This window comes from Aureimonas sp. Leaf324, from assembly GCF_001423245.1.
Taxonomy (GTDB): Bacteria; Pseudomonadota; Alphaproteobacteria; order Rhizobiales; family Rhizobiaceae; genus Aureimonas.
Genome location: NZ_LMOH01000026.1, coordinates 80,265 through 107,064, shown reverse-complemented (window position 1 = coordinate 107,064; position 26,800 = coordinate 80,265). Strand labels below are relative to the sequence as shown.

Annotated in this window: 23 protein-coding genes; 5 read left to right on the top strand and 18 right to left on the bottom strand. The window is 69.1% G+C overall.

Annotated features, from left to right (window positions below):
* Nucleotides 1-90 precede the first annotated feature (90 nt).
* Complete coding sequence (gene cobT / locus ASF65_RS15650; RefSeq protein ID WP_055891034.1) at nt 91-1,107, top strand: nicotinate-nucleotide--dimethylbenzimidazole phosphoribosyltransferase; 1,017 nt, start codon at nt 91-93, stop codon at nt 1,105-1,107.
* Nucleotides 1,108-1,109: 2 nt separating this feature from the next.
* On the opposite strand, the gene ASF65_RS15645 is transcribed toward cobT, so the two are convergent.
* The 7 genes from ASF65_RS15645 to ASF65_RS15615 form a co-directional block, all read right to left on the bottom strand.
* Nucleotides 1,110-1,337 carry a hypothetical protein gene (locus ASF65_RS15645; RefSeq protein WP_055891688.1) on the bottom strand — a complete coding sequence of 76 codons (228 nt, stop codon included), beginning with the start codon at nt 1,335-1,337 and terminating at the stop codon, nt 1,110-1,112.
* Nucleotides 1,338-1,432: 95 nt separating this feature from the next.
* Entirely contained in the window at nt 1,433-2,611 is a 1,179-nt protein-coding gene (locus tag ASF65_RS15640) for an OpgC domain-containing protein (RefSeq protein ID WP_055891030.1), read from the bottom strand.
* Between the two features lie 256 nt (nt 2,612-2,867).
* Complete coding sequence (locus tag ASF65_RS15635) at nt 2,868-3,203, bottom strand: hypothetical protein (RefSeq protein WP_055891027.1); 336 nt, start codon at nt 3,201-3,203, stop codon at nt 2,868-2,870.
* A complete protein-coding gene (locus tag ASF65_RS15630; protein ID WP_244486747.1) occupies nt 3,200-4,831 on the bottom strand; it encodes a glucan biosynthesis protein G in 1,632 nt (543 codons plus the stop codon). The genes ASF65_RS15635 and ASF65_RS15630 overlap by 4 nt, the downstream gene beginning before the upstream one ends.
* A 102-nt stretch (nt 4,832-4,933) precedes the next feature.
* Entirely contained in the window at nt 4,934-5,422 is a 489-nt protein-coding gene (locus tag ASF65_RS15625) for a MarR family winged helix-turn-helix transcriptional regulator (RefSeq protein ID WP_244486746.1), read from the bottom strand.
* 188 nt (nt 5,423-5,610) lie between these two features.
* Nucleotides 5,611-7,506 (bottom strand): HWE histidine kinase domain-containing protein, encoded by a 1,896-nt coding sequence (locus ASF65_RS15620; RefSeq protein WP_055891023.1) that lies wholly within the window; start codon nt 7,504-7,506, stop codon nt 5,611-5,613.
* A 125-nt stretch (nt 7,507-7,631) separates the two neighbouring features.
* Nucleotides 7,632-8,093 carry an Lrp/AsnC ligand binding domain-containing protein gene (locus tag ASF65_RS15615; RefSeq protein ID WP_055891020.1) on the bottom strand — a complete coding sequence of 154 codons (462 nt, stop codon included), beginning with the start codon at nt 8,091-8,093 and terminating at the stop codon, nt 7,632-7,634.
* 130 nt (nt 8,094-8,223) lie between these two features.
* Here ASF65_RS15615 and putA point away from each other — a divergent pair, with 130 nt between their 5' ends.
* Nucleotides 8,224-11,928, top strand: coding sequence for a trifunctional transcriptional regulator/proline dehydrogenase/L-glutamate gamma-semialdehyde dehydrogenase (putA, locus tag ASF65_RS15610; protein ID WP_055891017.1), 3,705 nt, complete (start codon nt 8,224-8,226; stop codon nt 11,926-11,928).
* A 64-nt stretch (nt 11,929-11,992) separates the two neighbouring features.
* Here putA and purU read toward each other — a convergent pair whose 3' ends face one another.
* The 3 genes from purU to ASF65_RS15595 all read right to left on the bottom strand — a co-directional run bounded on the left by purU (nt 11,993) and on the right by ASF65_RS15595 (nt 16,080).
* Nucleotides 11,993-12,877 (bottom strand): formyltetrahydrofolate deformylase, encoded by an 885-nt coding sequence (purU, locus tag ASF65_RS15605; RefSeq protein ID WP_055891015.1) that lies wholly within the window; start codon nt 12,875-12,877, stop codon nt 11,993-11,995.
* 91 nt (nt 12,878-12,968) lie between these two features.
* Nucleotides 12,969-14,783 carry a translation elongation factor 4 gene (gene lepA / locus ASF65_RS15600; RefSeq protein ID WP_055891012.1) on the bottom strand — a complete coding sequence of 605 codons (1,815 nt, stop codon included), beginning with the start codon at nt 14,781-14,783 and terminating at the stop codon, nt 12,969-12,971.
* A gap of 73 nt (nt 14,784-14,856) precedes the next feature.
* Entirely contained in the window at nt 14,857-16,080 is a 1,224-nt protein-coding gene (locus ASF65_RS15595) for a YeeE/YedE family protein (RefSeq protein ID WP_082505699.1), read from the bottom strand.
* Nucleotides 16,081-16,414: 334 nt separating this feature from the next.
* Here ASF65_RS15595 and ASF65_RS15590 point away from each other — a divergent pair, with 334 nt between their 5' ends.
* Genes ASF65_RS15590 through ASF65_RS15580 form a run of 3 tightly spaced genes read left to right on the top strand, consistent with a single transcriptional unit; the run spans nt 16,415 to nt 19,060 of the window.
* Entirely contained in the window at nt 16,415-16,999 is a 585-nt protein-coding gene (locus ASF65_RS15590) for a TadE/TadG family type IV pilus assembly protein (protein ID WP_055891009.1), read from the top strand.
* Nucleotides 16,996-17,688 carry a TadE/TadG family type IV pilus assembly protein gene (locus ASF65_RS15585; RefSeq protein WP_055891007.1) on the top strand — a complete coding sequence of 231 codons (693 nt, stop codon included), beginning with the start codon at nt 16,996-16,998 and terminating at the stop codon, nt 17,686-17,688. The genes ASF65_RS15590 and ASF65_RS15585 overlap by 4 nt, the downstream gene beginning before the upstream one ends.
* 4 nt (nt 17,689-17,692) lie before the next feature.
* Nucleotides 17,693-19,060: a TadE/TadG family type IV pilus assembly protein gene (locus ASF65_RS15580; RefSeq protein WP_055891003.1), complete on the top strand. Its 1,368-nt coding sequence runs from the start codon at nt 17,693-17,695 to the stop codon at nt 19,058-19,060.
* Between the two features lie 177 nt (nt 19,061-19,237).
* Here the strand turns inward: ASF65_RS15580 and ASF65_RS15575 are convergent, their stop codons facing one another.
* The 8 genes from ASF65_RS15575 to ASF65_RS15540 form a co-directional block, all read right to left on the bottom strand.
* On the bottom strand, nt 19,238-20,395 hold the full coding sequence (locus ASF65_RS15575; RefSeq protein ID WP_055891000.1) for a crosslink repair DNA glycosylase YcaQ family protein: 1,158 nt from the start codon (nt 20,393-20,395) through the stop codon (nt 19,238-19,240).
* Nucleotides 20,392-21,132 (bottom strand): pseudouridine synthase, encoded by a 741-nt coding sequence (locus ASF65_RS15570; protein ID WP_244486744.1) that lies wholly within the window; start codon nt 21,130-21,132, stop codon nt 20,392-20,394. The genes ASF65_RS15575 and ASF65_RS15570 overlap by 4 nt, the downstream gene beginning before the upstream one ends.
* A gap of 164 nt (nt 21,133-21,296) precedes the next feature.
* Entirely contained in the window at nt 21,297-22,244 is a 948-nt protein-coding gene (locus ASF65_RS15565; RefSeq protein WP_055890993.1) for a CHAD domain-containing protein, read from the bottom strand.
* Between the two features lie 67 nt (nt 22,245-22,311).
* A complete protein-coding gene (locus ASF65_RS15560; protein WP_244486742.1) occupies nt 22,312-22,812 on the bottom strand; it encodes a CYTH domain-containing protein in 501 nt (166 codons plus the stop codon).
* 22 nt (nt 22,813-22,834) lie between these two features.
* Nucleotides 22,835-24,340: a tripartite tricarboxylate transporter permease gene (locus ASF65_RS15555; protein WP_055890988.1), complete on the bottom strand. Its 1,506-nt coding sequence runs from the start codon at nt 24,338-24,340 to the stop codon at nt 22,835-22,837.
* A gap of 12 nt (nt 24,341-24,352) precedes the next feature.
* Nucleotides 24,353-24,826 carry a tripartite tricarboxylate transporter TctB family protein gene (locus ASF65_RS15550; RefSeq protein WP_055890985.1) on the bottom strand — a complete coding sequence of 158 codons (474 nt, stop codon included), beginning with the start codon at nt 24,824-24,826 and terminating at the stop codon, nt 24,353-24,355.
* A 90-nt stretch (nt 24,827-24,916) separates the two neighbouring features.
* Nucleotides 24,917-25,897 carry a tripartite tricarboxylate transporter substrate-binding protein gene (locus ASF65_RS15545; protein WP_055890982.1) on the bottom strand — a complete coding sequence of 327 codons (981 nt, stop codon included), beginning with the start codon at nt 25,895-25,897 and terminating at the stop codon, nt 24,917-24,919.
* A 522-nt stretch (nt 25,898-26,419) separates the two neighbouring features.
* A complete protein-coding gene (locus tag ASF65_RS15540) occupies nt 26,420-26,629 on the bottom strand; it encodes a cold-shock protein (RefSeq protein WP_055890979.1) in 210 nt (69 codons plus the stop codon).
* Nucleotides 26,630-26,800: the final 171 nt, after the last annotated feature.

Genomic DNA, 26,800 nt, shown 5'->3' with positions numbered 1-26,800 from the left:
GCCCGGCCGCGAGGGTCCGGCGGGTTTGCGAAGCTCCGGCTTTGCGCCTATCACCCGGCCAACCCATGCCCGACCCTTCCGGAGCCTCCCATGTCCGCCACCGGCCTTCCCTTCGACGACATCCGCGCCCTCCTTCGCCAGATGCCGCAGGCGGACGGCGCGGCGCGCCATGCGGCGCGGCACCGGCAGGAGGAACTGACGAAGCCCTCGGGCAGCCTCGGCCGGCTGGAGGAGATCGCGGAATGGCTGGCCGCCTGGCAGGGGCGCGCGCCGACGGTCGACCGGCCGGTGGTCGCGGTCTTCGCCGGCAACCACGGGATCGCGAAGAAGGGCGTGTCGGCCTTCCCGCCCTCCGTCACCCAGTCGATGGTGGAAAACTTCGCGGCGGGCGGTGCGGCGATCAACCAGATCTGCGCCACCTTCGACCTCGGCCTCAAGATCTTTGACCTCGCGCTGGACTACCCGACCGCCGACATCTCGGAAGAGGCGGCGCTCGGCGAGCGCGACTGCGCGGCCACCATGGCCTTCGGCATGGAATGCCTCGCCGGCGAGCCCGATCTCCTGATTCTCGGCGAGATGGGGATCGGCAACACGGCGGTGGCCGCGGCGATCTTCGCGGCGCTCTTCGGCGGCACGGCAGCCGATTGGGTCGGGCCGGGGACCGGGCACGACGCGGCTGGCATCGCGCGCAAGATCGCGGTGGTCGACGAGGCGCTCGATCTCCATCGCGCCCACTTCGCCGATCCGCTGGAGGTGCTGCGCCGGCTCGGCGGCCGTGAGATCGCGGCGATGACCGGCGCGATCCTCGCCGCCCGGATGCAGCGCGTGCCGGTGATCGTCGACGGGTTCGTGGCCACGGCCAGCGCCGCCGTTCTCCACGCGATGGACCCGCGGGCGCTCGACCACTGCCTGTTCGGCCACGTCTCGGCTGAGCCGGGACACCAGAAGGCGCTGCGCATCATGGACAAGGTGCCGCTCCTTGCACTCGGCATGCGGCTCGGGGAGGGCACGGGCGCGGCGGTGGCGGCCGCCGTGGTGAAGGCCGCGGTCGCCTGCCACAACGGCATGGCGACCTTTGCGCAGGCCGGGGTCGCCAACCGCGACTGAGATCAGGCTCCGGCCGGCGGTCCGGGTTCCCGGTCCGCCGCCGGCTCGTCGGCCGCGGGCTTGTAGGCGATCAGGAAGGTCCAGGCCGCATAGGCGCCGATCGCGCCCGTCATGATCGCCCAGGTCGGATCGCCGACGACGAGTTCGACCACCGTCCACGTGGCGCAGACGGCCACCAGCGCCACGCGGCGCCAGAGCGGGCGGAAGAAGGGATGGCTGGCATCCTTCAAGGGGCGGTCCTCCTGCCGGTCCATCCGGCCTCCGCCTTATAGCGGGGCGCCGTCCGCAAGGCACGGGGGCCTGCGCACGATGTCGCGATCCCGCTTCAAGCCCGCGCGCGCACGCCCGCTGCGGCGTCGCGCTCGCGTGGCGAGGCCATGTCCGCGACGGGCACGGGTGCATTCACGGCGCGCCACCAGTCGAGAAACAGCGCCAGCGCGAAATGAACGCCGAGCCCCAGCACGATCAGCGCCGTGTCGAAGGCGAGCGACGGCTCGCGGTTGAGCCGCAGGAGCTGGGCGAGAAGCGACAGCACCGTGCCCACCGCGAAGACGGGAAGCGAATGCCGCCCGAGAAGCGCGAAGGGGTTGTCGCGCCCGATCCGCTGCAGCGGCGAATGGGCCGGCGCGTGCGCGAAGACGTAGACCAGCGCCAGAAGGTGCAGGAGCCGTGGCAGCGAGACGTAGGTCTTGTCGAACTGGACCGCGAAGGCCGGCAGCGGCAGCGTCTGCTCCCAGCCCCAGAGCGAAGCCGACACGAACAGGAAGGAGACGCCGAGATAGGCGAGCGCCGCGATGTAGAGCGGCCGCGAATAGGCGACGAGCGCCTGTCCGCCCGCCTTGGCGAGGCCGACCGCCAGACCGATCGCAAAGAGGAACTGCCAGGCGAACGGATTGAACTGCCAGCCGCCGGGATTGGGATGGTTCGGCAGGTTCAGCCGCAGGAGGCCGCAGGCGAGCCACACGGCGCACGAGACGCCGAGGAGGCCCGGCAGGCCGAGGCGCCGCACGAGACCGAGCATGACCGGCAGCATCAGGAGCAGCACGGCATACATCGGCAGGATGTTGAGATAGGCGAACTGGTGACCGAGCGTCGCGATGCCGGCGAGCGTGTCGACCGAGCGCGACAGGAAATAGCCGAAGCCGAGCTGCATGAGATAGCGCCCGTCGCCGGTCGCGAGCGAGGCGAAGGCGTAGAGGCTGACCACGATCATCGTGAGCGCGATGTGGTTGAGGTAGAGGACGCCCGCCCGCCGGAGGGCGCGGATCGTGGCGATCAGGCCGGAGCGCTCGAAGAAGCTGCGGCCGTAGGCGAGCGCGCAGGACACGCCAGCCAGGAACACGAAGAGCTCCGCCGAGTCGGAGAAGCCGAAATTGCGCGAGGTGAAGTGCTCCCAGAGAACCCCGGGTACGTGGTTCACGAAGATCATCAGGAGCGCGATGCCGCGGTAGAAGTCGATGCGATGATCGCGCGGCGTGGGAGGGCGCCGGGATGAGATTGTCATGGATGCTGTGGTCGACTCGTTACGCATTCGCCCGCGCGGCCTTGTGCGGCCGTTCGAGCGTCATGTCCCTTCGTCCGATATCTCGCCCGGATGGGGCGCGGGCAAGGCGGGAGGGTTTGGCAAACCGTCGAGGCAGGACGGAATAGGCCTCGCGGCAGGGCGTCCGAACCTGTCGGATGCCTTATGATCTAGGTTGTTGCCGGTTGTCGGGTTCGAACAGGCGTCCTTCGAGAAAAGCGCTTAGCCGGGCAGGCGTCTAGCGCATTTCCTCGTCGGTGCGCGTCATGTGCTCGCGCAGGATCGGGCGCACCGGCATGGACAGCGGGGCGCGCGGCGGCGGCAGCAGCAGCTTGCGCAGGAAGGCAAGGGCCTTGCGCTTGCCGAGCCGCGCCGCCTCGATCACGACCTGCGGCTCCGGCCCGGTGCGCCCCTCGAAGACCAGCCGCTCGGCGATGGCGGTCAGGAGGTCCTCCTCGGTGAGATCCGGTCGATCGACCAGCATGCCGGCCGGGCGGGCATCGAAGAAGCGCTCCGGCGGCGTCGCCGTCTCGGCCTCGGTGCGGCCGGCGAAGAACGTCGTCGGCCCCCTCATGGACGGCCCGTCCACTGATAGAGCCAGGTCTCGGAGATGATGCGCTGGTTGAACGAGAGCTTGGCGCGCAGTTCGACCGGCGAGGCGTCGAGCTTTTCCAGTTCGATCGACAGGCGCCAGCCGCCGCCCGGCAGGCGGCTGACGCCGCTATGGACGAGGCGGGCCGTGTCCGGCACCTCGAGGATCGGCACCACGACCGCGTCGCCCGGCAGGTTCTGCGCCGTGCCGCCGACGAAGTTGATCTCGAAGCGGCGGAGATTGGTGGTCCCGGTATCGGCGGCGTTGCCCCCGAGCCCGGCATAGGTCGCGCCGACCACGGCCTGATGGGTCTCCATCTGGTCGGCATAGCCCCAGTGCATCCGGTAGCGGAACTCGAACTGCGAGCCGGCCGCCGGCTTCTCCTCCGGTACCCAGAAGACGACGATGTTGTCGTTGACCTCGGAATCGGTCGGGATCTCGACGAGCTGAACGATGCCGCGGCCCCAGTCGCCCATCGGCTCGATGATCAGCGAGGGGCGAAGCTCGTAATGCGCCTCGACGTCCTCGTAGTGCGAGAAGTCGCGGTCGCGCTGCAGCAGGCCGAACATGCGCGGCGAGGTTTCGCCGAAATAGGAAAGCGCGAGTTCTTCCGGGTTCTTCAGAGGGCGCCACAGGCGCTCGCCGGTCGGGCGCAGGATGAACAGGCCGTCGCTGTCGTGTACCTCCGGCCGGAAGTCCTCCCGCTCGTTGTGGTCGTTCTCGCCGAAATGGTACATCGAGGTGAGCGGAGCGACGCCGAGCCGCTCGACCTCGCCGCGGAAATAGAGGCGGGCCGTCACGTCGATCTGCGTCTCGACGCCCGGGCGGACGTTGAACGCGTAGGCGCCGGCAAGGCTCGGGCCCTCCAGCTCGGCGAAGATCTGGATCGTCTCCTGGCCCGGTTGCGGCTTCACGAGGTAGAACGCGGTGAAGCGCGGGAACTCCTCGGCCGCGGCCGTGGCCGTGTTGATGGCGAGGCCGCGCGCCGACAGGCCGTAGCGGTTGTTCATGCCGAGCGCACGGAAATAGCTGGCGCCCAGGAACGACACGAGTTCGTCGTAGAGATCGGGCCGGTCGAGCGGGTAGTTCAGCCGGAAGCCGGCGACGCCCGGCAGCTGCAGGTTCTGGAAGGCGGACGGGTCGAGCGGGGCCAGGAACTCGAAGTTCGCGCCCGAGAAGACCTGCGGCTGGAAATGCGTACCGTCCCCGATGAAGAGGCGCGTCGTGTCCTTGTAGAGGAAGCCGGGGAAATAGGCCTGCAGGTGGAAGTTCAGCGGCTCGTTGGCCCAGATCGTCTGATCGCGCCGATAGAGGATGCGTCGGTAGCTGTCGTAGTCGAGATCGGCGATCGGCTGTGGCAGGTCGCGCGGCGGCTCGCTCCAGGGCGCGGCGGCGCGCGCGCGCATGGCATTCGACAGGGCGTCGTAGGTGAAGGCGTTGAGGTCCACCACGGTGGGCGGCGGGGCTGCGGGCGCAGCCGGGGCGGGAGCGGGCGTGCCGGGGGCTGCAGGCTGCTGGGCCGCCGCGCGATGGGCCCAGAGCAGCGAAAGCGCTCCACCCAGACCGTATTTCAGTGCCGTGCGGCGGGAGGTGAAGGAGGAACTCGTCACGGAAATGGGGGGCTTCTTTCGGAACTGCAGCAAGGCCCTTAGCATATGCAAAAAGCCGACGCCTGCCTAGCGCACGCGTCCCGAGCGCCTTCCCCCCGCAGATCAGCGCAGTCGGCGAAGCTTCGCGGTCAGGAGCTCGTCGGCCTCGCGCAGCGCCGTCAGGAGATCGTCGCGACGCCCGGGCGCGACCGCCGAGGCAAGATCGCCCTCGAGCTTCTCCCACAGGGCATTGACCCGCCCGCGGACCGTCTCGCCCGCCGGGGTCAGCATGACCATGGTGCGGCGTGCGTCGTGGCTGTGGGCGGTCCGCTCGACGAGGTTCTTCTCCATCAGGCGGTCCAGCATCTTGGACACCGTCGAGGGGCGCACCGAAAGCTGGTCGGCCAGCGCCGAAACGCTGACGGGAACGCCCGGCTCGACCCGCGCGAGGAGCTGATCCTGCCCCGGGTGGAGGTCGATCTCCATGAGGAGCAGCGACAGGAAGGCCCTGGTCGACTTGGAGATCGACAGGAGGTGCTGCACCATGCTGCCGTCCTCGACCTGGGCGGCAGGCGAGGAAGCGGCGCTGGTCGAAGGTTGGGTCTGGCTCATGCAGCCGTTTTGCCCGACCCGTCGCCACCCAACATTAAACTACTTGTAAGTCTGACAAATAAACTCTGGCATGAACGAAATCGCGCGTTCAAAACCGGGGATCGTGCTCATGAAGCCGGGTGGGAGGATGCTTCGAGCGAGCGCCGTTGCCGGACGAAGGGCCGCGTCGTTGCCGACCGGGCGCGCCTTCAGACTTCGTCCTGCGACTGAAGCTCGGTAAGGCGAGCCTCCATGCGGCAATGGAGGCCCGCCGGTTCGTAGTGGATCGTCACCGATCCGCTCGCCGAGCCGGGCAGGCCCATCTCGATCAGCCGCGTGCCAAACCCTTTCTGGACCGGGGGTGCGACGGCGGGACCTCCGACTTCGCGCCAGTCGAGATGGAGGACGCTCGACCCATCGGACGATTCGCCGACGCTCCATCGCGCCTCGACGCTGCCCCCCGGCACCGACAGCGCGCCGTACTTCACGGCGTTGGTCGCCAGTTCGTGGCCGATGAGGGCGAGCGAGAGCGAGGCCTTCGGGCCGATCATCACGGCGGGACCGTTCAGCCGGATGCGCTCGTCGGGATCGTGCGGCGCGACCGCGGCGCGCAGGATCGCCTCGACCGAGCCCGCATCGCGCCGCCCGGCCAGCAGGATGTCGTGGGCCTGCGACAGGGTGCGGATGCGCTGGCCGAGGCTGGCGCGGGCGGTGGCCAGATCGGGCGCCCCGCGCAGGGTCTGCGTGGCGATCGACTGCACCACGGCAAGCGTGTTCTTCAGGCGATGCGCGAGCTCGTGGTTGAGAAGCGTGCGCTGCTCGTCGTCGCGCTTGCGCCCCTCGATGTCGCTGACGGCGACGACCGCGGCGACCGTGCGCCCGTGCCCGTCCTTGACCGCACTGCCCTGCACCTCGATCCAGCGGCCCCCGTCCTCGGGGCGACCGGTGCGCATTTCCAACGCGGCGCTGTCCGTCGCGCCGCTCGCGATGCGCGCGAGGGGATGGTCGTCGCGCGCCATCGGAGCGCCATCCTCGCGCAACCCGGCGAAGAGGGCGTCCGAGACGGCGGGAAGTGAATCGGGCTCGACGCCGAGCAGCCGCCCGAGGCGCCGGTTGGCGATCAGGATGCGCCCCGACGGCGCCTCGGCCAGCGCGACGCCGATCGGCATGCTTTCGACGAGCGTGCGCACGCGCGCCTCGTTGTGGAGCAGCGCCTCCTCCTTCGCCAGCCGGTCGCTGACGTCGAGGAAGATCACGGTGAAGCGATCCTCGCCCAGGGGCCGGACGATGCCCTCGTACCAGCGGCCGAGCGTGCCGACGCGGCGGGTGAAGCGCCGCGCCTCGCCGGTCTCGACGACCGCGGCGAACTCGTCGATCCATTCGTCTTCGATGCCCGGCAGGACGTCCCGCACGCTGCGGCCGACGGCCGAGCCCACGAGCACACCGGTCAGCGCGTACCAGGCGCGGTTGACCTCCTCGTACACCCAGTCGACCACGCGGCCCGTCTCGTCGCGCCGGAGGCGCCCGAGGATGAAGGCTTCCTCCAGCTGTTCGAAGATCATGCGCCAGCGCGCATCCGACAGCCGCTCGGCCATCGCCGACATCACGAGGTCGCCGGCCGAGGCGAGACGCTTCAAATCCCCGTCGGTCCAAGGACGCGGCTGGCCGTCGATCGCCGCCAATGCGCCCACCAGTTCGCCGCTGCCGAGCCGCAGGGGAACACCGAGATAGGCGACGACGCCGAGCGCCTCGACGGCGCCGTTGTGGCAGAAGTCCGGGTCGCCGTGGGCGTCCGGCACGATCACGGGCCGGCCGTCCTCGACCACGTGGCGGCAGAACGACATGTCGAGCGGCGTTCCGCCTTCGCTGGCCCAGGGCTCGGGCAGGCCGGGGCTCGCGGCGAAGAACTGCCGGTCGCTGCCGACCAGCGTGACCAGCGCGACCGGCACGTCGAGCATCACGCGCACATGCTCGGCGATCAGGCGGAACTGCGTCTCTCCCGCCCGCTCCAGAAGGCCGCTGCGCAACAGCGCCCGCGAGCGCGCGTTGTCCCGCCCCGCGAGAAGGCTCGCATCGGGCATCAGGTCGGATCGGATTTCGTTCATCGGCCGGTTCTGAAATTCCAAGGCATGGCATCTAGTCGGTCCGGCCGGCGCGAACAGGGGCAACCGGTGCGCCTGATGCCACTTGCGGTTGCCGCGTGGCATGTCAGCGACAGGCGGGCTGGCGGTCATTTCTCCTTGATCGCCTCCATCGCGACGTTGGTCGACGTGCTCGCGACGTAGGGCAGGTTGGAGATCACCTCGCCGAGCACCTGCCGATAGCGCCGGATGTCGCGCGTGCGCACCTTCAGGAGGTAGTCGAAGCGCCCGGCGATCAGGTGGCACTCCTCCACCTCGCGGATCTTCTTCACCGCCGCGTTGAAGGCGCTGAGCGCATCCTCGCCGGTCGAGGAGAGCTTCACCTCGGTGAAGGCGACATGGTCGAGACCGATGCGGGCCGGATTGATCACGGCCTTGAACCCGTCGATGAAGCCGCCCTCCACCAGCCGGCGGAAGCGGATCTGGCACGGTGTCTTCGACAGGCCGACGCGGCTCGCCAGCTCGGTCACGGAGATGCGGCCGTTTTCGGCGAGAATGTCGAGCATTCGCCGATCGAAGGCGTCCAGATCGCCCAAGTGGGGCTCATCCATGGTTCGTTCGTCCTGAAAACGGTGCCAAGATCGATCCATACGGACCAAACCGCGCCCAACACAAGTCGGATCGCTGGCAAGGGCTGGCGTATGATCCGCGCGTCCCATCCGCCGCGCCCGGAGTTCTTCGATGTCCGAGACCCTCGACCGTCCCACCACCTCCGGCTCCGACGCCCCGACGCCGTTCGCGCGCTTCAGCCCGCCGATCTCGGCGCCGACGCCGCTCCGCGCGGCGATCACGGCGGCCTATCGCCGGCCGGAAACGGAATGCCTGCCGCCGCTGGTCGAGGCGGCGCGCCTGCCGGCCGAGCTTCGCGAGCCGGTCGCACGCACCGCAAGGGGGCTGATCGAGGCGCTGCGCGCCAAGCACAAGGGCACCGGCGTCGAAGGGCTGGTGCGCGAATACTCGCTGTCGAGCCAGGAGGGCGTCGCCCTCATGTGCCTTGCCGAGGCGCTCCTGCGCATTCCCGACACCGCGACGCGCGACGCCCTCATCCGCGACAAGATCGCCGACGGGGACTGGAAGTCGCATGTCGGCTCCGGCCGCTCGCTCTTCGTCAATGCCGCGACCTGGGGCCTCGTCGTCACCGGCAAGCTGACGACGACGGTCAGCGACCGCACGCTGTCGGCCGCGCTGACACGCCTGATCGCGCGGGCCGGCGAGCCGGTGATCCGGCGCGGCGTCGACATGGCAATGCGCATGATGGGCGAGCAGTTCGTCACCGGCGAGACGATCGAGGAGGCGCTGAAGCGCTCGAAGCCGCTCGAGGCGCGGGGTTTCCGGTATTCCTACGACATGCTCGGCGAGGCGGCGACGACGGCCGCCGACGCCCAGCGCTACTATCGCGACTACGAGAACGCCATCCATGCGATCGGCAAGGCGTCGGCGGGGCGCGGCGTCGTCGAGGGGCCGGGCATCTCGATCAAGCTGTCGGCGCTGCACCCGCGCTATTCGCGCGCGCAGGCGACCCGCGTCATGACCGAGCTTCTGCCGCGCGTGAAGGCGCTGGCGCTGATCGCCAAGCGCTACGACATCGGCCTCAACATCGACGCCGAGGAGGCCGACCGGCTGGAACTCTCGCTCGACCTCCTCGAGGCGCTGGCGCTGGATCCGGCGCTCAAGGACTGGAACGGCCTCGGCTTCGTCGTCCAGGCCTACGGCAAGCGCTGCCCCTTCGTGATCGACTGGATCATCGACCTTGCGCGCCGCGCCGAGCGGCGGATCATGGTGCGCCTCGTCAAGGGCGCCTACTGGGACGCCGAGATCAAGCGCGCGCAGGTCGACGGGCTGACGGGCTTCCCCGTCTACACTCGCAAGGTGCACACCGACGTCGCCTATGTCGCATGCGCGCGGAAGCTCCTGGCGGCGCGCGACGTCGTGTTCCCGCAGTTCGCCACCCACAACGCGCAGACGCTGGCCGCGATCTACCACCTCGCCGGGCGGGACGCCGCGCCGGACGCCTACGAGTTCCAATGCCTCCACGGCATGGGCGAGCCGCTCTACGACGAGGTGGTGGGCCGCGAGAAGCTCGGCCGCCCGGCGCGCATCTACGCGCCCGTCGGCACGCACGAGACGCTGCTCGCCTATCTTGTGCGCCGGCTTCTCGAGAACGGAGCCAACTCCTCCTTCGTCAACCGCATCTCCGACCCCAAGGTCTCGGTGGATGCGCTGATCGCCGATCCGACCGAGCTCGTGGCGGCCGAGGCGACGGTCGGCGCCCCGCACGAGGCGATCGCGGCCCCCGCCGATCTCTTCGCGCCCGAGCGCATCAACTCGCGCGGCCTCGACCTGTCGGACGAGACGGTGCTGGCCCGGCTGTCGGCGGACCTCGCCGCGTCGGCGGCCGAGCCGGTGTCGGCGCATCCTCTTCTCGCCGAGGGCGCCGACGACGCCGGCGGTGCGCCGCGCACGGTGCGCAATCCGGCCGACCACCGCGATGCCGTCAGCACGGTCCGGGAGCTTTCGCCGGAGGCGGTCTCGGCGGTGCTGAAGGCGGCTGCCCGCGGACAACATTGGAGCGCGCTGCCGACCGCCTCCCGCGCGGCCTGCCTCGAGCGCGCCGCCGACCTGATGGAGGAGCGCATCGGCCCGCTGATGGGCACGATCATGCGCGAGGCGGGCAAGACGGCGGCGAACGCCGTCGGCGAGGTGCGCGAGGCCGTGGACTTCCTGCGCTACTACGCGGCCGAGGCGCGCTCGGGTCTCGGCCCCTCGCACGCGCCGCTCGGGCCGGTCGTCTGCATCAGCCCGTGGAACTTCCCGCTCGCGATCTTCACCGGCCAGGTCGCCGCCGCGCTCGTCGCGGGCAATCCGGTGATCGCCAAGCCCGCCGAGGAAACGCCGCTGATCGCCTACGAGGCGGTCCGCATCCTCCACGAGGCGGGCGTTCCACGGGAAGCGCTGCAGTTCGTGCCGGGCGACGGGCGCGTCGGCGCGGCGCTGGTGGCGGCGCCCGAGACGGCCGGGGTCATGTTCACCGGCTCCACCGAGGTCGCGCGCCTGATCGGGGCCGAACTCGCGACGCGGGTCTCGGCCGCCGGCAAGCCGATCCCGCTGATCGCGGAGACCGGCGGCCAGAACGCGATGATCGTCGATTCCTCGGCGCTCGCCGAGCAGGTCGTCGCCGACGTCATCGCCTCGGCCTACGATTCGGCCGGCCAGCGCTGCTCGGCGCTGCGCGTCCTCTGCCTGCAGGAGGATATCGCCGACCGCACGCTCGCCATGCTGAAGGGCGCGATGAACGAGCTCGCCCTCGGCCGCACCGATCGCCTCGCCGTCGACGTCGGCCCGGTGATCAGCGAGGAGGCGCGCGCCGGGATCGAGGCGCATGTCGAGCGCATGCGGGGCCTCGGCCTCACGGTCGAGCGGCTCCCGCTGCCGGCGGAGGCCACGCACGGCACCTTCGTCGCCCCGACGCTGATCGAGATCCGGGATCTCGCGCAGTTGCAGCGCGAGGTGTTCGGCCCGGTGCTACATGTCCTGCGCTATCGCCGCGACGACCTCGACGCGCTGGTCGATGCGATCAACGCCACCGGCTACGGCCTGACCTTCGGTCTCCACACCCGTCTCGACGAGACGGTGGCGCATGTGACCGCCCGCGTGAAGGCCGGCAACCTCTACGTCAACCGCAACGTCATCGGCGCAGTGGTCGGCGTCCAGCCGTTCGGCGGACGCGGCCTGTCGGGCACCGGCCCCAAGGCGGGCGGGCCGCTCTATCTCGGCCGCCTCGTCGCCCGCGCGCCGGTGCCGATGCGCGAGGGCATGCCGCACACCGACGAGGCGCTGATCGATTTCGCGCGCTGGCTCGAGGAGCGCGGCCATGCCGCCGACGGCGCGGCCGCGCGCGACATGGCGGAGCGGTCCGGCATCGGGCTCGTGCGCGAGCTCGCGGGGCCGGTCGGCGAGACCAACCTCTACGGGCTCCATCCGCGCGGCCGCGTGCTTCTCGTGCCGGAAACGGACGCGGGCCTGCGGCGGCTTCTGGCGGCGGCGCTCGCCACCGGCAACACGGCGGTGGTGGACGGGGGCGCGGGCCTCACGGCGCTCGCCGAGCTGCCGGCCAGCGTTGCCGCGCGCGTCTCCCATGCGTCCGACTGGGCGGTGGCAGGACCGTTTGCCGGGGCGCTCGTCGAAGGGGACGCGGCGCGCGTCCGGGGCGTCAACGCCCGCATCGCCGCGCTCGACGGCCCGCTCGTCCTTGTCCAGGCGGCGACCGGCGAGGCGCTGCGGGGCGATCCGGAGGCGATCTGCCTGAGTTGGCTGGTCGAGGAGGTGTCGACCTCGGTCAACACGGCGGCGGCCGGCGGCAATGCCAGCCTGATGACGATCGGCTGACGAAAAAGGGCCGGGGGCGACGCCCTCGGCCCGTCCTAACCGGCTTCGACGAAGGGATGGGCGTTCAGCCCATCTTCTCCGACGCGTAGCCGCCGGGCGAAGCCGGGAAGACCACGGTGCGGTCGCCGTTCGGGAAGACGCGGTGATGGATATGCGCGTGGATCGCGCGCGAGAGCACCTGCGCCTCGACGTCGCGCCCGATCGACACGTAGTCCGCCGCCGACTGGGCGTGCGTGACGCGCGCGACGTCCTGTTCGATAATCGGACCCTCGTCGAGGTCGGCGGTTACGTAGTGCGCCGTCGCCCCGATCAGCTTCACGCCGCGATCATAGGCCTGGCTGTAGGGCGCCGCGCCCTTGAAGCTCGGCAGGAACGAGTGGTGGATGTTGATGATCCGGCCCGACATGCGCTGGCACATCGCGTCCGAGAGCACCTGCATGTAGCGGGCGAGCACGATCAGTTCGGTGCCCGCGCTCTCCGCGATCTCGAGGATGCGCGCCTCGGCCTGCGGCTTGTTGGCCTTGGTCACCGGCACGTGGTGGAAGGGCAGGTCATGGTTGACCACGAGCTTCTGGTAATCGAGGTGGTTGGAGACGACGCCGACGATCTCGATCGGCAGCGCGCCGATGCGCCAGCGGTAGAGGATGTCGTTGAGGCAATGGCCGAAGCGCGACACCATGAGGAGGACCTTCATGGGCACGCGCGTGTCATAGATCTCGTAGGTCATCGAGAAGGGCGCGGCGACGGCCTCGAACCCCTCGCGCAGCGCTTCCAGCCCGACGCCCTCTTCGGAGCGGAAGCCGACGCGCATGAAGAAGCGGCCCGCCGCCATGTCGTCGAACTGGGCGCTGTCGATGATGTTGCAGCCCTGGCCCGCCAGATAGGTCGAGATCGCGGCGACGATGCCGCGTGCCGTCGGACACGTCACCGTCAGGACAAATGGCTGCATCGTCGGTCTCGTCAAAGCGGGTGAGGGGCCCGTCGCCGGCGAGGCGCGGGCGGAGGCAGGCAAGGCCCGCCGTCGGGAACCGGGCGTGCCGTCAGCTGTCCATCTTCAGGGCGGCGATGAAGGCTTCCTGCGGGATGTCGACCTTGCCGAACTGCCGCATGCGCTTCTTGCCCTCCTTCTGCTTGTCGAGGAGCTTGCGCTTGCGGCTTGCGTCGCCGCCGTAGCACTTGGCGGTCACGTCCTTGCGGAGCGCCGAGATCGTCTCGCGCGCCACCACCTTGCCGCCGATCGCCGCCTGGATCGGGATCTTGAAGAGATGGTTCGGGATCAGCTCCTTCAGCTTCTCGCACATGGCGCGGCCGCGCTTTTCGGCCTGCATCCGGTGCACCAGCATGGACAGCGCATCGACCGGCTCGGCATTGACGAGGATCGAGAGCTTCACGAGGTCGCCCTCGCGATAGTCCGCAAGCTGGTAGTCGAACGAGGCGTAGCCCTTCGAGATCGACTTCAGGCGGTCGTAGAAGTCGAAGACCACCTCGTTCAGCGGCAGCTCGTAGGTGACCATAGCGCGCTTGCCGACATAGGACAGGTCGACCTGGATGCCGCGGCGCTCCTGGCAGAGCGTCAGGATGTTGCCGAGATAGTCGTCCGGCGTCAGGATCGTCGCCTTGATCCATGGCTCGTAGATCGCCTCGATCTGCATCGTGTCCGGCATGTCGGCCGGGTTGTGCAGCATCACGGTCTCGCCATTGCGCATCTTGATCTCGTAGACCACCGACGGGGCGGTCGCGATGAGATCGAGGTCGAACTCGCGCGACAGGCGCTCCTGGATGATCTCCAGATGCAAGAGCCCGAGGAAGCCGCAGCGGAAGCCGAAGCCCAATGCTGCCGAGGACTCCATCTCGAACGAGAAGGACGCATCGTTGAGGCGCAGCTTGCCCATGGCTGCGCGCAGATCGTCGAATGCGGCGGCATCGGTCGGGAACAGGCCGCAGAAGACGACCGGCTGCGCCGGCTGGAAGCCCGGCAGCATCTCGGCGGTCTGGCGCTTGTCCTCGGTGATCGTGTCGCCGACACGCGTGTCGGCGACCTCCTTGATCGAAGCGGTGATGAAGCCGATCTCGCCGGGGCCGAGGGCCTCCATGTTGATCATCTTGGGCGTGAAGACGCCGACCCGGTCGACCGGGTACTTGGCGTCGGTGCCCATCATGCGGATGGTCTGGCCGCGCTTCAGCTCGCCGTCGATGACGCGCACGAGCACGACGACGCCGAGATAGGCGTCGTACCAACTGTCCACCAGCATCGCCTTCAGGGGCGCCGAGCGGTCGCCGGTCTTGGGGGCGGGCAGGCGCTTGACGATGGCTTCCAGCACGTCCTCGATGCCGATGCCGGATTTCGCCGAGATCATCACGGCCTCGGAGGCGTCGATGCCGATCACCTCCTCGATCTGCTCCTTCACCTTGTCGGGCTCGGCGGCGGGCAGGTCGATCTTGTTGAGGACGGGCACGATCTCGAGATCGTTGTCGAGCGCGAGATAGACGTTGGCGAGCGTCTGCGCCTCGACCCCTTGCGCGGCGTCGACGACGAGCAGCGCGCCCTCGCAGGCCGACAGCGAGCGCGACACCTCGTAGGCGAAGTCGACGTGCCCCGGCGTGTCGATGAGGTTGAGGACGTAGGTCTCGCCGTCCTTGGCCGGATAGGTCAGGCGCACGGTCTGCGCCTTGATCGTGATGCCGCGCTCCTTCTCGATATCCATGTTATCGAGAACCTGCTCCTTGCCCGCCATCTCGCGCGCGTCAAGGCCTCCCGTCAGCTGGATCAGCCGGTCGGCGAGCGTCGATTTGCCATGGTCGATATGGGCGACGATGGAGAAGTTGCGGATGCGGGAAAGAGGCGTCTGGCTCATGCCAAACGCCTATAAGGCTTTGCGGGCCGGACGGGAATGGGGTTTTACGCCGCCAGTCCCGCTCAAGGGCGCTTCAGGCGCCGTCGCCGCGGGCGACGCGCCCGCCGCGGCGCTCGCCGAAGAAGAACGGGCGCAGCCGCACGCCGACCGCGTTGCCCGCAAAGGCCGCGACCAGCCACAGCCAGCCGTGCAGGGAGCCGCTCGCGATGCCGGAGAAATAGGCCCCGATGTTGCAGCCGTAGGCGATGCGCGCGCCGTAGCCCAGAAGCAGCCCGCCGACGACGGCGGCCATCAGCGAGCGCAGCGGGATGCGAAGGCTCGGGGCGAAGCGACCCGCAAGGCTCGCCGCCAGCATGGCGCCCGCGATGATGCCGAAGTCCATCACCGAGGTGATGTCGGCAAAGACGCTCTGCGACAGGGCGCGGGCGTTGGCGGGCGTCTGCCAGTAGGCCCAGGTCGAGGGATCGAAGCCGAGGATTTCGGCGCCCTTGGCCCCCCAGAGCGCAAAGGCCGAGGTGATGCCCCAGGGGCGGCCGGCGAGCGCCAGCGTCACGAAGTTGAGGACCGCGAGCGCCAGCGCCCCGGCGACGAGCGGCCAGGGGCCGCGAGCGAACCGGGCAAAGCCACGGGTGGCCGGCGCAATTTCAGTCTCCAGCGCCCCGTGGCGGTGGCGTTCGGCCCAGACCGTGACGGCGGCGATCGCGGCGAACAGGGCGAGCGACACGGCGATGCCGGGCAGGGGGCCGAGCGTCTGGACCAGCGAGACCGGCTGGAAGGCCGGCAGCGACAGCCACCAGTCGAAGTGCACCGTGGCGAGCACCGAGCCAACGATGAAGAAGAGGAGCGTCACCAGCATGCGCGCGTTGCCGCCGCCGGCCGTGAACAGCGTGCCCGACGCGCAGCCGCCGCCCATCTGCATGCCGATGCCGAACAGGAACGCCCCGACCACGACGCCGGTCGACAGCGGCGAGACGAGGCCCGCGACCGGCTGGCCGAACAGCGTCCCGGCGCCGAGCGCGGGAAAGAACAGGACGACGGCGAGCGCCAGCATCGCCATCTGCGCGCGCAGGCCGCGCCCGCGCCGCTCGAGGATGAAGACGCGCCAGGCCGAGGTGAAGCCGAAGGCGGCGTGGTAGAGCGTCAGGCCGAGCGCCCCGCCGAGAAGCAGCAGCGCTCCCTGCTTCGCGCCATAAGCTGCGCCGAGCGCGAGGCTGCCGAGGAGAAGCGCGGCGAGGGCCGCGAGCCCCGGCCCGCCAGGCAGGGCCGCGGGCGCTGGACGAAAGGTGGTGTCGGTCATGCAGTCACTCCGGGCGCGACCGCGTCGGGCGCGCAGAATTCTCTTCGATCAAGGCGGAATGTAAGGCTCCTATATAGACGGGGCGAGCGAGAGTTGTGCGATCTGGGGCGCGAATGCGGAAGAGTTTTGCGCGCCCGTGCCACCGGTCCGCCGAAGTCTCATGCGGCCCTGTGGTCCGACGCGGTTCGAAGGTTTGCTTTCGCCTGATTTGACGCCTCGCGCAGGCCGAATACAAGTTCCGGTAGAAACGACGGCTTTCATTGCGATGGAAGCGCACAATCCGGCCTCCTGCGGTAGGCCCGCGTTAGTGGTTCTGCAGTAACATCGACATCCGGTGTCCCTCTTTCGGCGCGCAGATCTCGTGCAAAGCCGCCTCTTCAAATTTGCTAAGAACAACGCCGGGGCGGCGGCGGTGGAGTTCGCGCTTCTCGGATCGCTCTTCCTGACCCTGTTGTTCGGGCATGTCGAGGTCGGCTACCTCCTCTTCCTGCAGCATCGGCTGGACGACGCCACGGTTGCAGCGGCGCGGTCGATCATGCTGGGGGCATCGCAAAGAGCCTCGGACGACACGGTCGAGAAGTTCAAGACCAACCGCCTCTGTCCTCAGCTGGCGCCGTTCTTCGATTGCTCGCGCGTCATCGTGGAAGGCGGCATCCTGCCGGACTCCGCGACCGCCTTCGATGCGAGCACCTGGGATCGCACGCCCATCGGCTCCCAGACGGCCGCCAACTTCTGCCTCGGGGCGACGGGGCAGTACATGTTCCTGCGCGTGTCCTATCCAGAGCCGCCGGTCGTCGGCCAGATCCTGCCGGCCGGCATGTTCACGTCCTACGGGGGAGAGCGGGTCACCATGCTGGCCTCCTATGCCGCATGGCGCAACGAGCCGGTCGAAGCCAAGAAGACGGGGCCGTGCCAATGAGAGCCGGGCGCCTCCGCAAGCGGTTCGGTTGCTTCCTGCCGGCGGAGGGCGGGGCCGCCGCCATCGAGTTCGCGATCATTCTCCCGATCCTTCTCGTCATGCTGCTCGGCACGTTCGAGATCAGCCAATACGTCCACACCAACAACCAAGTGGTCCAGACCGTCAGCATGGTCGGCCAGATGGCGTCCCAGCTTCCGGCGACGGCGAAGCTTTCGGACGTCCAGCGCATCTGGAGCGCCGCGCCGCTGATCGCGCCGGAGTCCAAACGCGTCGCGCAGCGGCTCGGCCGATCGAGCTGGAGCGATGCCCTGACGGTGACGATCTCGAACATCACCTTTCAGAAGCGCGATGCCTCGTGCCAGTCCAACTGCCAGTATGACGCGAGTGTCGCATGGAGCGTCGGGCAGAGCCCTCTGGCCTGCGGCAAGGTCGCGCCGGGCCAGAAGCTCGCCCCGACCAACGCGACCGTTCCGAACGACTTCTTCGGCAGCGGCAGCGTTCTGCTGGTCCAGGCCTCGCTTCCCTACGTCCCGCAGCTCGACGGCACGGCGGGCTTCCTCGACGGCGTGGCGCGCGCCCTCACCACGACGCTCACCGAATCCAGCTGGTTCCTGCCGCGAAACGCCACACAGATCGCCATGCTGCCGACCGGCAGCGGCAGTCCCCGATCGACCATCTGCCCGGGTTGAGCCCATGACGAAGACGCGCCTCACCGCATTCGCCCGAGACGTCGGCGGCAACGTCGCGATGATGTTCGCGCTGTCGCTCGTTCCCCTCCTGGGGTTCACGGGCCTCGCCACGGATTATGCCAAGTCCGTCCTGGTGAAGCGGCGGCTGGAACTTGCCATCGACAGCGCCTCCCTGGCAGCGGTCCGCCGGACCGTGGAGGTCATCAACGAAGGCACACAGAGCCAGGCCCAGGCGATCGCAGCCGGGGAGCGGGAGGGGAGAACCTATCTCGCCGCCCAGGCCGGCCGGATCGTCGACGCGTCGCTGACGAACACGAACGTATCGGTCAAGATCGACGGCGAGGCCGTCGCCGCCGAGACGCGCTACGATGCCACGGTGCCGACCGTCTTCGCGCAGTTGTTCAAGGTGAACGAGTTCAAGGTCACCGGCGCATCCGGCGCGTCCGTGACGCTTCCCCCCTTCGTGGACGTCCATGTTCTCGTGGACATCTCGCAGTCCATGGGGATCGGAGCGACCGCCGCCGATCAGGAGATCATCCGCAACATGCAGGTCCGGCGGTTCGATAAGAAGGGCGGTTCAAAGGTCGAGGCGAACGGTTGCGCCTTCGGCTGTCACATCATCCAGTCGGAATTCAAGAGCAACAACCCGGACTACCCGACGAAATCGACCTACGAGATGGCGCACGAGAACGGCGCCCGCATGCGGATCGACGTCGTTCGGGATGCGGTCGGGAAGCTCTCCAACAGCCTTCTGCAGCGCGAGGACAAGCGATACCGGGTCGCACTGCACACGTTCCACACCTCCTTCGCCACCGTTCTCGGGCCGACCGACGCCCCGAGCCTCGCGGCCGCGGCGATCAGCAGTCTGGGAACGTCGACGCGCGAAGGCGGCACCAACGCGCATGTCGCCTTCAAGAAGCTCCAGACGATCATCGGAACGCCGGGCGACGGGCTGACCCAGGCGAAAGCCAAGGCCATCGTCGTCGTCATGACCGACGGCACGGAGGACACGCAGATGGAGTATCCGGATCGCGACGGCATCACCTGGGACCCGAACTTCGTCAACTTCGAGCCGTCGGCGGCGGACTGGGGCGGCCGGATCCAGTCCTTCGACCCGCAGATGTGCGGGACGCTCAAGAGCAAGGGCATCCGGGTCATCGCCCTCAACACCAAATATCTCATCCCCGCCGGCGAAACGAACCCGAAGTTCATGGCCATCAAGGATTGGCTCTACCGCTACATCGACAGCAACATGGCGGCCTGCGTCAGCGGGGCCGGCGACTACTACGATGCCTCCAGCCCGTCCGACATCGATCGGGCGATCGACCAGATCATCAGTTCGATCTCGAAGCCGCTGGCGCTGACGCACTGAGCCTCGGCCCGCCGGCCCGCTCCGCGACGCGGCCTCGGTTCTTCCACGCCCTGCGAAGCGATGGGTCGAACGGGGCTTCCATGAAGCCGGCAAGCCATGCCGGATGCCTTCCTTCCGACGATCGGCCAGGCGTCCGGCCTCCGGCCGTTCCGGCATAAACCGGCTGGCGACGGATCCCTAGCCGCCGCCGTGCCGAACCTCCGACAGCTTCAGCCATGTTGCCAGGAGCCGCAGTTCCGCCTCCAGCGCCTCGCGCGTGTCGGGCGGCGCGTCCGGTTCGAGATGGAGGGTGGGAACCAGAAGGCGGGATCGCGGGCGGTCGGCCTTGAGGTCGACGCGCGCGGCGAGGCGCCCGGCATGGAGGAAGGGCAGGACGTAATAGCCATGCTGGCGCTGCGCGGCCGGCACGTAGATTTCGATGCGGTAGCGGAAGCCAAAGAGGCGTTCGGCGCGTGCGCGCTCCCAGACCAGGGGGTCGAACGGCGCGAGGAGGGCGGAGGCGGCGATGCGGCGGGGGGCCCTTGCCTGTGCATGCAGGAAGGCCTTGGGCCAGCCCGGCACGGTCGCGGGGATCAGCGTGCCGTCCTCCACGAGATCGGCGACGGCAAGCTGCGTGTCCCGGCCGCCCAGGCGGAAGTAGTCGCCGAGTTCCCCGAGCGTCGCGATCCCCAGCGCGCGGGCCGAGCGCTCGACGAGGACACGGTGCGCTTCGCGCTCGTCGAGAGCGGGCAGGGCGAGGACGCTCGAGGGGATCACCCGCTCGGGCAGGTCGTAGACCCGCTCGAAGCCGCGCCGGCGCGTGCGGGTCGTCACGTGGCCGGCGTAGAAGAGCCATTCCAGCATGCGCTTCGGCTCGGACCATTCCCACCAGCCGGTCCGCCCCGTCTCGACGTCGGATGCGCCGAGCGGGCCCTCGTCGCGGATGCGGGCAAGGAGCGCCAACGCCTCCGCACGGCGCGGGCCCGCAAAGGCGCGCATGCCGGCATAGCCGGCCTCGCCCCGGTCGGCGCGCGCCATGCGCCAGCGCAGCGCCGGATGAAGGTCGAGCGGCACGAGCGAGGCCTCGTGCGCCCAGTATTCGAAGACGCGACGCCCGGACACGCGGCCCCAGGCGTCGCGGTCGAGAACCGCGGTGTCGTAGACGCCGAGACGCGAGAAGGCCGGCAGGTAGTGGGCGCGCGAGAGGACATTGACGCTGTCGATCTGGTGGAGCGCCAGCCGGTCGAGATTGCGGCGCACGTGAAGCGCGCCCGCCCGCTCCGGCCGGGGCCGGGCGAACCCTTGCGCGCCGAGCACGATCCGCCGGGCTTCCGCGGGCGAAAGGGACAGCGTCACGACGTGCGCTCCAGAAGCGCCCGCTCGTCCGGCGTCAGCGGGCGCACGGCGCCCTTCGGCAGGTCGCCGAGCGCGAGCGCGCCGATCGACACGCGCACGAGCCGCAGCGTGTCAGTGCCGAGCGCGGCGAGAAGCCGGCGGATGTGGCGGTTGCGCCCCTCGTCGAGCACGATCTCCAGCCACGCCGTGCGCTCCCCCTCGCGCAGCACCCGAACCGAGCGAACGGCAAGAGGCTCGCCCCGATCCTCGACGCCGGCGCGGATGCCCGCCAAGAGCGCCTCGTCCGCCGACCGGTCGATCTGCACATGATAGGTCTTGGGCACATGCGAAGCGGGATCGAGGAGGCGCTGGGCGAAGACCGTGTCGTTGGTGAGAAGCAGCAGCCCCTCGCTCGCCTTGTCGAGGCGGCCGACCGGCGAGACATGCGGCAGGCCGAGACCTTCGAGGCAGCGATAGATCGTGTCCCGGCCTTCGGGGTCGTCGCGCGTCGTCACCAGACCGCGCGGCTTGTTCAGCATCAGCGTGACGGGCGCCTCGGCGGCCACCGGCCGGCCGTCCACCTCGATGCGCGCGGCAGAGGCGAGGGTGCGATGCTCGGGGTCGTGGACGACGCGGCCGTCGACGCGCACCCGGCCCGCGCGCACCAGAGCCTCGCCTTGCGTGCGCGAACAGTAGCCGAGCTTCGAGAGGACGCGCGCGATGCCGTGGCCGCGCTCGACCGGCGCGGCCGAAGCCACGTCGGCGCGGCCGCGGGGTCGAGCGGGCGGGCGATCCCTGCGTTGCGTCATCGCGTGGGGCGCACTGATGGCATCATGCCTGCCGGATTGCGCCAGCCGGGGCCGGTTTGGCAAGCCCTCGCGAGGCGTCCCGAAGATCCGCCGGCAAGCGGCCGCACGGCGTTTCAGTCCGTCGGCGCCTCCGGCGGCGCGGCGGGATCGGGCGCCTCGGCCGCCAGCCTCCAGAGCCGCGAGATACGCGCGGCGAAGGCGTCCGGCCTCTCGGCCAGAAGGCGGCCGCAGATTTCGGCGGCTTCAGTGCGCAATTCGGCCTGATGGCGATCGAGCAACGCCAGCACGACGTCGAGATCGGCCCGCGCCCCGAACGAGCGCGGGTCCGCCAGCATTTCGGCATGAAGCACGGCGTAGTCGTGGTCGCGACCGAGCGCATCGGCGGCGCGATCCGCCTCTTCGCGCAGCGGCAACAGGGCGGAGGGCCACAGATCCTCCAGAAGCTTGAGGTGCATGCCGAGATACTTGATGCGCTTGCGCAGATCGTGGAAGTCTTCCGCATGGCCGCTGGCCAGTGCCGCTTTCAAATCGCGTCGCCCGCGCCGGTAGTTCGCCTCGATGCCGGCGACGATGCGCTCGCGATGACGCGCCGCCCGCCGGCCGAAAACGAGGGCGTCCAGTCGCAACCGGCCCTCCTTCAGACCCTTTAGCGCCTCGGCAGCGCCGTCGGCGGCGCTGCCCTCGGTCTCGATGGCGGCCTGTCGTTTCAACTCCAGTGCGGTGCGCACCACGTCGAACGAGGAGCTCGTGACTTCGCCCGAAAAACGCGCCTCCAGCCCGTCGAGCGCCTCGATCAGCGCCGTCCGGTCGCGCACCGCCGAGAGCGTCTGCCCGGCGTCGCGGTAGCGCGCGTTCTCGGCCCTCGCGAAATCGGGATCGGCCTCGCGCAGGAGGCGCACCAGCCCGCGCAGCTTCTTCAGTCGCTTGCGCGCCTCGTGCACGGCCTCGTGCCGCCCGTCCTCGCCCCCGGACAGGTCGCGGATCGCCTTGTCGATCTGTTCCTGGGCGGCGCGCCGGATCGCGGCGTCGACGGGAACTCGGGGGTCGATGCGGTAGGCCATGGTCTCCTCGGCGGCCGAAAGGGCCGGTCGATGATCTAGCGCATCGCGCGCGGAAGGGGACCCGGCGTCAGGTCCGGGGCGCGTCGGCCTCCGGCCGGCCGTTCAACGCCATGGCGGCGTTGGTGTAGCGGGGATCGTGCGTGACCTCCGGGCCGATCCACTCCGGCAGGTCCACGGCGTGTCCGACGGCCGGCAGCTCGATCTCGGCCATGACGAGGGGCGAGAGCGCCCCCTCGAACACGTCCACCTCGATCGTGAGGTCGCCGAGCGGCACGAGATGGCGGTGCTTTTCGACGACGAAGCCGACGCGGGCGGCTTCCAGTTCGCGCGCGTCGGCTTCGGGGATTTCGTACTCGTACTCGCCGCGGGCATCGCCCGCGCCGGTCTTGATGGTGATCATCGGCTTCCGCCCCTCGCGCAGCCGCACCCGGACCGTGAGCCCCTCGCGGATGGCGAGGTAGAACTGCCGGACCCGAGTGCCCGCGTCGGCGTGACGGCGCCACGCGTCGCCGGCCAGGAGGAACTTGCGCTCGATCTCGATACCCATGGCGTCAAGGGTCGGGCGCAAGTTCGATCCGTCAAGTCTCGGCTCAATCGTCCTCGACGAAGACTTCCTTGCGCTTGTTGCGGATGGAGGGGAGGAGGGCGAAGATCACGCAGGCGAGGCCCAGCGCCAGGAGCGAGGCCGAGATCGGCCGCTCCAGGAACACCATCGCGTTGCCGCGCGAGATGATCATGGCCCGGCGCAGGTGCTCTTCCAGAAGCGGCCCGAGCACGAAGCCGAGCAGCAGCGGCGCCGGCTCGCAGCCGAGGCGGATCAGGACGTAGCCGAGCACCCCGAACAGGCCGATCGCATAGACGTCGAACGGATTGTTGTTGATCGAGTAGCAGCCGATCGCGGCAAACAGCACGATCGCGGGGAAGAGGATGCGGTAGGGGATCGTCAGCATCTTCACCCAGATGCCGATGAGCGGCAGGTTGAGGATGACGAGGAGCACGTTGCCGATCCACATCGAGGCGATAATGCCCCAGAAGAGCGCCGGCTGCGTGTTGATGACGTTGGGGCCGGGCGTGATGCCCTGCAGGATGAAGGCGCCGACGATCAGCGCCATCACGGGATGGGCGGGGATGCCGAGCGTCAGGAGCGGGATGAATGACGTCTGCGCGGCGGCGTTGTTGGCGCTTTCCGGCCCGGCGACGCCCTGGATCGCGCCATGGCCGAACTCGGCCTTGTTGGACGCGAGGTTCTTCTCCATCGAATAGGAGGCGAAGGAGGAGAGGACGTGGCCGCCGCCCGGCAGGACGCCGAGGATCGAGCCGAGCGCCGTGCCGCGGATCACCGGGCCGATGATGCGCTTGAAGTCTTGCCTCGTGAGCCAGAGGCCCGCCACCTTCTTGACGCCGATCTCGCGCGTCGTCTCGTTCTCGAGATTGCGGAAGATTTCCGCGACGCCGAAGACGCCGACGGCGATCGAGACGAAGTTGATGCCCTGGTAGAGTTCGAGCTGGCCGAAGGTGAAGCGCGGCGTGCCGGTGTAGATGTCCTGGCCGACGGTGCCGAGCAAGAGGCCGAGGCAGATCATCGCCAGCGCCTTGATGATCGAGCCGTGGGCGAGCGAGATCGAGACGAGAAGGCCGAGCACGATCAGCGCGAAATATTCGGGCGCGCCGAACTGGAGGGCGACGCGCGCCAGCGGCGGGGCCGCGATGGCGAGCAGCAGCGTCGCGACCGAGCCGGCGAAGAAGGAGCCGAGCGCGGCCGTTGCGAGCGCCGTGCCGGCCCGGCCTTTTCGTGCCATCTGGTAGCCGTCGATGGCTGTCACCGCCGACGAGCTTTCGCCCGGCAGGTTGATGAGGATAGCGGTCGTCGAGCCGCCGTACTGGGCGCCGTAGTAGATGCCCGACAGCATGATGAGGGCGGTGACGGGCGAGAAGGAGAAGGTGATCGGCAGGAGCATCGCGATCGTCGCCGTCGGCCCGATGCCGGGCAGGACGCCGACCAGCGTGCCCAGCAGCACGCCGACGAAGCACCAGAAGATGTTGATCGGGGTGAGCGCCGTTTCGAAGCCGAGCGCGAGGTTGGCCAGAAGATCCATCGTGTCCGCGCCTCAGGAGAAGGTGAGAAGGGGGCCGAAGGTCGGCAGGGTGATGCCGAGGCCGACCTTGAAGACCAGCCAGCAGAGCGCCGACATGCAGGCCGCGATCGTCAGCGATGAGACGATCGAGTTCTTGGCCGAGGCGAGCGCCACGATCGCGGTGCCGATGAAGACGACCGGCACGAGGCCGAGAGCCGTGCCGAACTCGCCGAAGATCACGAGGGCGGCGAGGATCAGGACGATGCCCTTCCAGGGGATCGGCGTCTTCTCGATCCGCTCGTCCTTGCGCAGGCCGCCGAAGGCGATCATCGCGCCGAAGATCGCGAGCAGGATCGCGAGCGTCATCGGGATGAAACCGGGTCCCATGCGGATGGCCCGGCCCATGTCGTAGTTCGAGGCCTCGAGCGCGAAGCCCGCGGCGATGGCCATGAAGATCAGGCCCGCCAGAAGATCACGACGCGATTTCGCGCCTTCGGTTGCTTGCATGGAAAGGTTCCCCCGGACGGATGCGATCGGACGAGCCGGCCGGGGCGAACCCCGGCCGGGCGGCACTGTCTGCGAGCCTTGGAAAACCGGTCAGTCGGCGTAGGTGCCGGCGGCCTGGATGATCGGGCGCCAGAGCTCGATCTGCGAGGTCAGCTGCGCCTTCAGCGAGTCCGGGGTCGCCTCCGCGGCCGAGACCGGCGCGGTGCCGAGTTCGGCGAAGCGCGCCTTGACGGTGTCGTTGGCCAGCGCCTTCTGCAGGGCGCCCTCGAGCTTGGCGATGATGGCGGGGTCCGTGCCGGCCGGCGCGTAGAGCCCGTGCCAGACGCCGATCTGCATCTTGTCGAGACCGACTTCCTTGGTGGTCGGCAGGTCCGGCAGCGAGGCGACGCGCTCGGGCGTCGTAACGGCATAGGCCTTCACTTCGCCGGCCTTGATCTGGTTGGTCGTGTTGGTGGTCTGGTCGCACAGGACATCGACCTGACCGCCCACGATGTCGGTCATCGCCGGGGCGGCGCCCTGGTAGGGCACGGTGATCATCTGGACGCCGAGCGCTTCCTGCAGGAGCATGCCGCACAGGTGCGATGCCGAGCCGATGCCGGCATGCGCATAGGTCGTGTCCGCGCCGTTCGCCTTCAGGTAGGTGATGAGGCCGGCGGCGTCGGACGGCTCGAGGTCCTTGCGCGCGACGATGGTCATCGGCACCGAGGTCACCTGACCGATCGGCGCGAAGGCCTTCAGCGGATCGAAGGCGAGCTGGCGGTAGAGGGTGGGCGCCGTCGACATGCCGATATGGTGGAGGAGGAGCGTGTAGCCGTCGGGCTTGGCCTGGGCCACCTGGCCGGCGCCGAGCGTGCCGCCGGCGCCGCCGACGTTCTGCACCAGCACCTGCTGGCCGAGCTCGCTCGTCATGGTTTGGGCGATCAGGCGCGTCACGGTGTCGGTCGGGCCGCCGGCGGAGAACGGCACCACGATCGTGATCGGCTGCGTCGGGTAGTCCGCCTGCGCGGACGCGGCGGATGCGGCGGCCAGAACGGCGATCGAGGCGAGCAGCCCCTTCCAAATCGTCGACATGATTCCTCCCAGAGTGTCGGCGCGCCGAAGAGCTTGGCGCTGAGCCGGACAGCACAGGATTTGCGACGGTTTGTCCAGTCGTCCTTCCCCGCCAACCTGCGGAAAACCCACGATCTTCAGCGCTTTAAAGCGATATACTGGTATTGTATCGTTTGAAAGAAAGGCTTGCGTAGTTATTGTGCCTTGTATTGGCTCAATAGTCGGACGATTGCGCTTGCGTTCCTGTCGGGCGTGCACCCGGCGGGCGAACGACTTGTTGCCGCTGCCTGATCACGACTTCGGCATCGGGGCATTCGGCAGCCGGACAAGAAAAAACCCTGCAGCCGGATCGGCGCAGGGTTCGCTCATGTCGGTCGTCGCCCCGTTTCGCCAGTGCATCCGTGGTCGAAGCGGGAAGACGGAGGAAGGTCTGGCGTGTCGAGCTGGCTCGAGGCTTGCCTTTCGGAAGGAGGCCCGCCGACGGATCGGCGGGGAGATCGGGTGGGGCCGTCCCGGTTCGGGAAGGCCGGAGCCCGGATCGGCTCAGAGAGCCTTGAGGTTCTGCGCCGCGAGCTTGCCGGTCTTGCGGTCGGCCACGAGCTCGAAGCTGACCTTCTGGCCGTCGGTCAGGCCATCGAGGCCCGAGCGCTGCACCGCCGTGATGTGCACGAAGGCATCCTGACCTCCGTCGTCGGGGGCTATGAAGCCGAAGCCCTTGTCGGAGTTAAACCATTTCACGGTTCCCGTAGCCATGGGACACCTTTCTACGCAAGCGTTCGTCGGCGGCCTTCCGGCGCGCTCCAGTTTCGAGTATCGCGATGAAACGGGAGAACCGGCACTGCGCCAACGGCGCAAGGCCCAAGCGTCCGGCCATCTTTCGACCATTCCGATATGCCCTCGCCGGACCGAAAAGGCAAGTCGTCG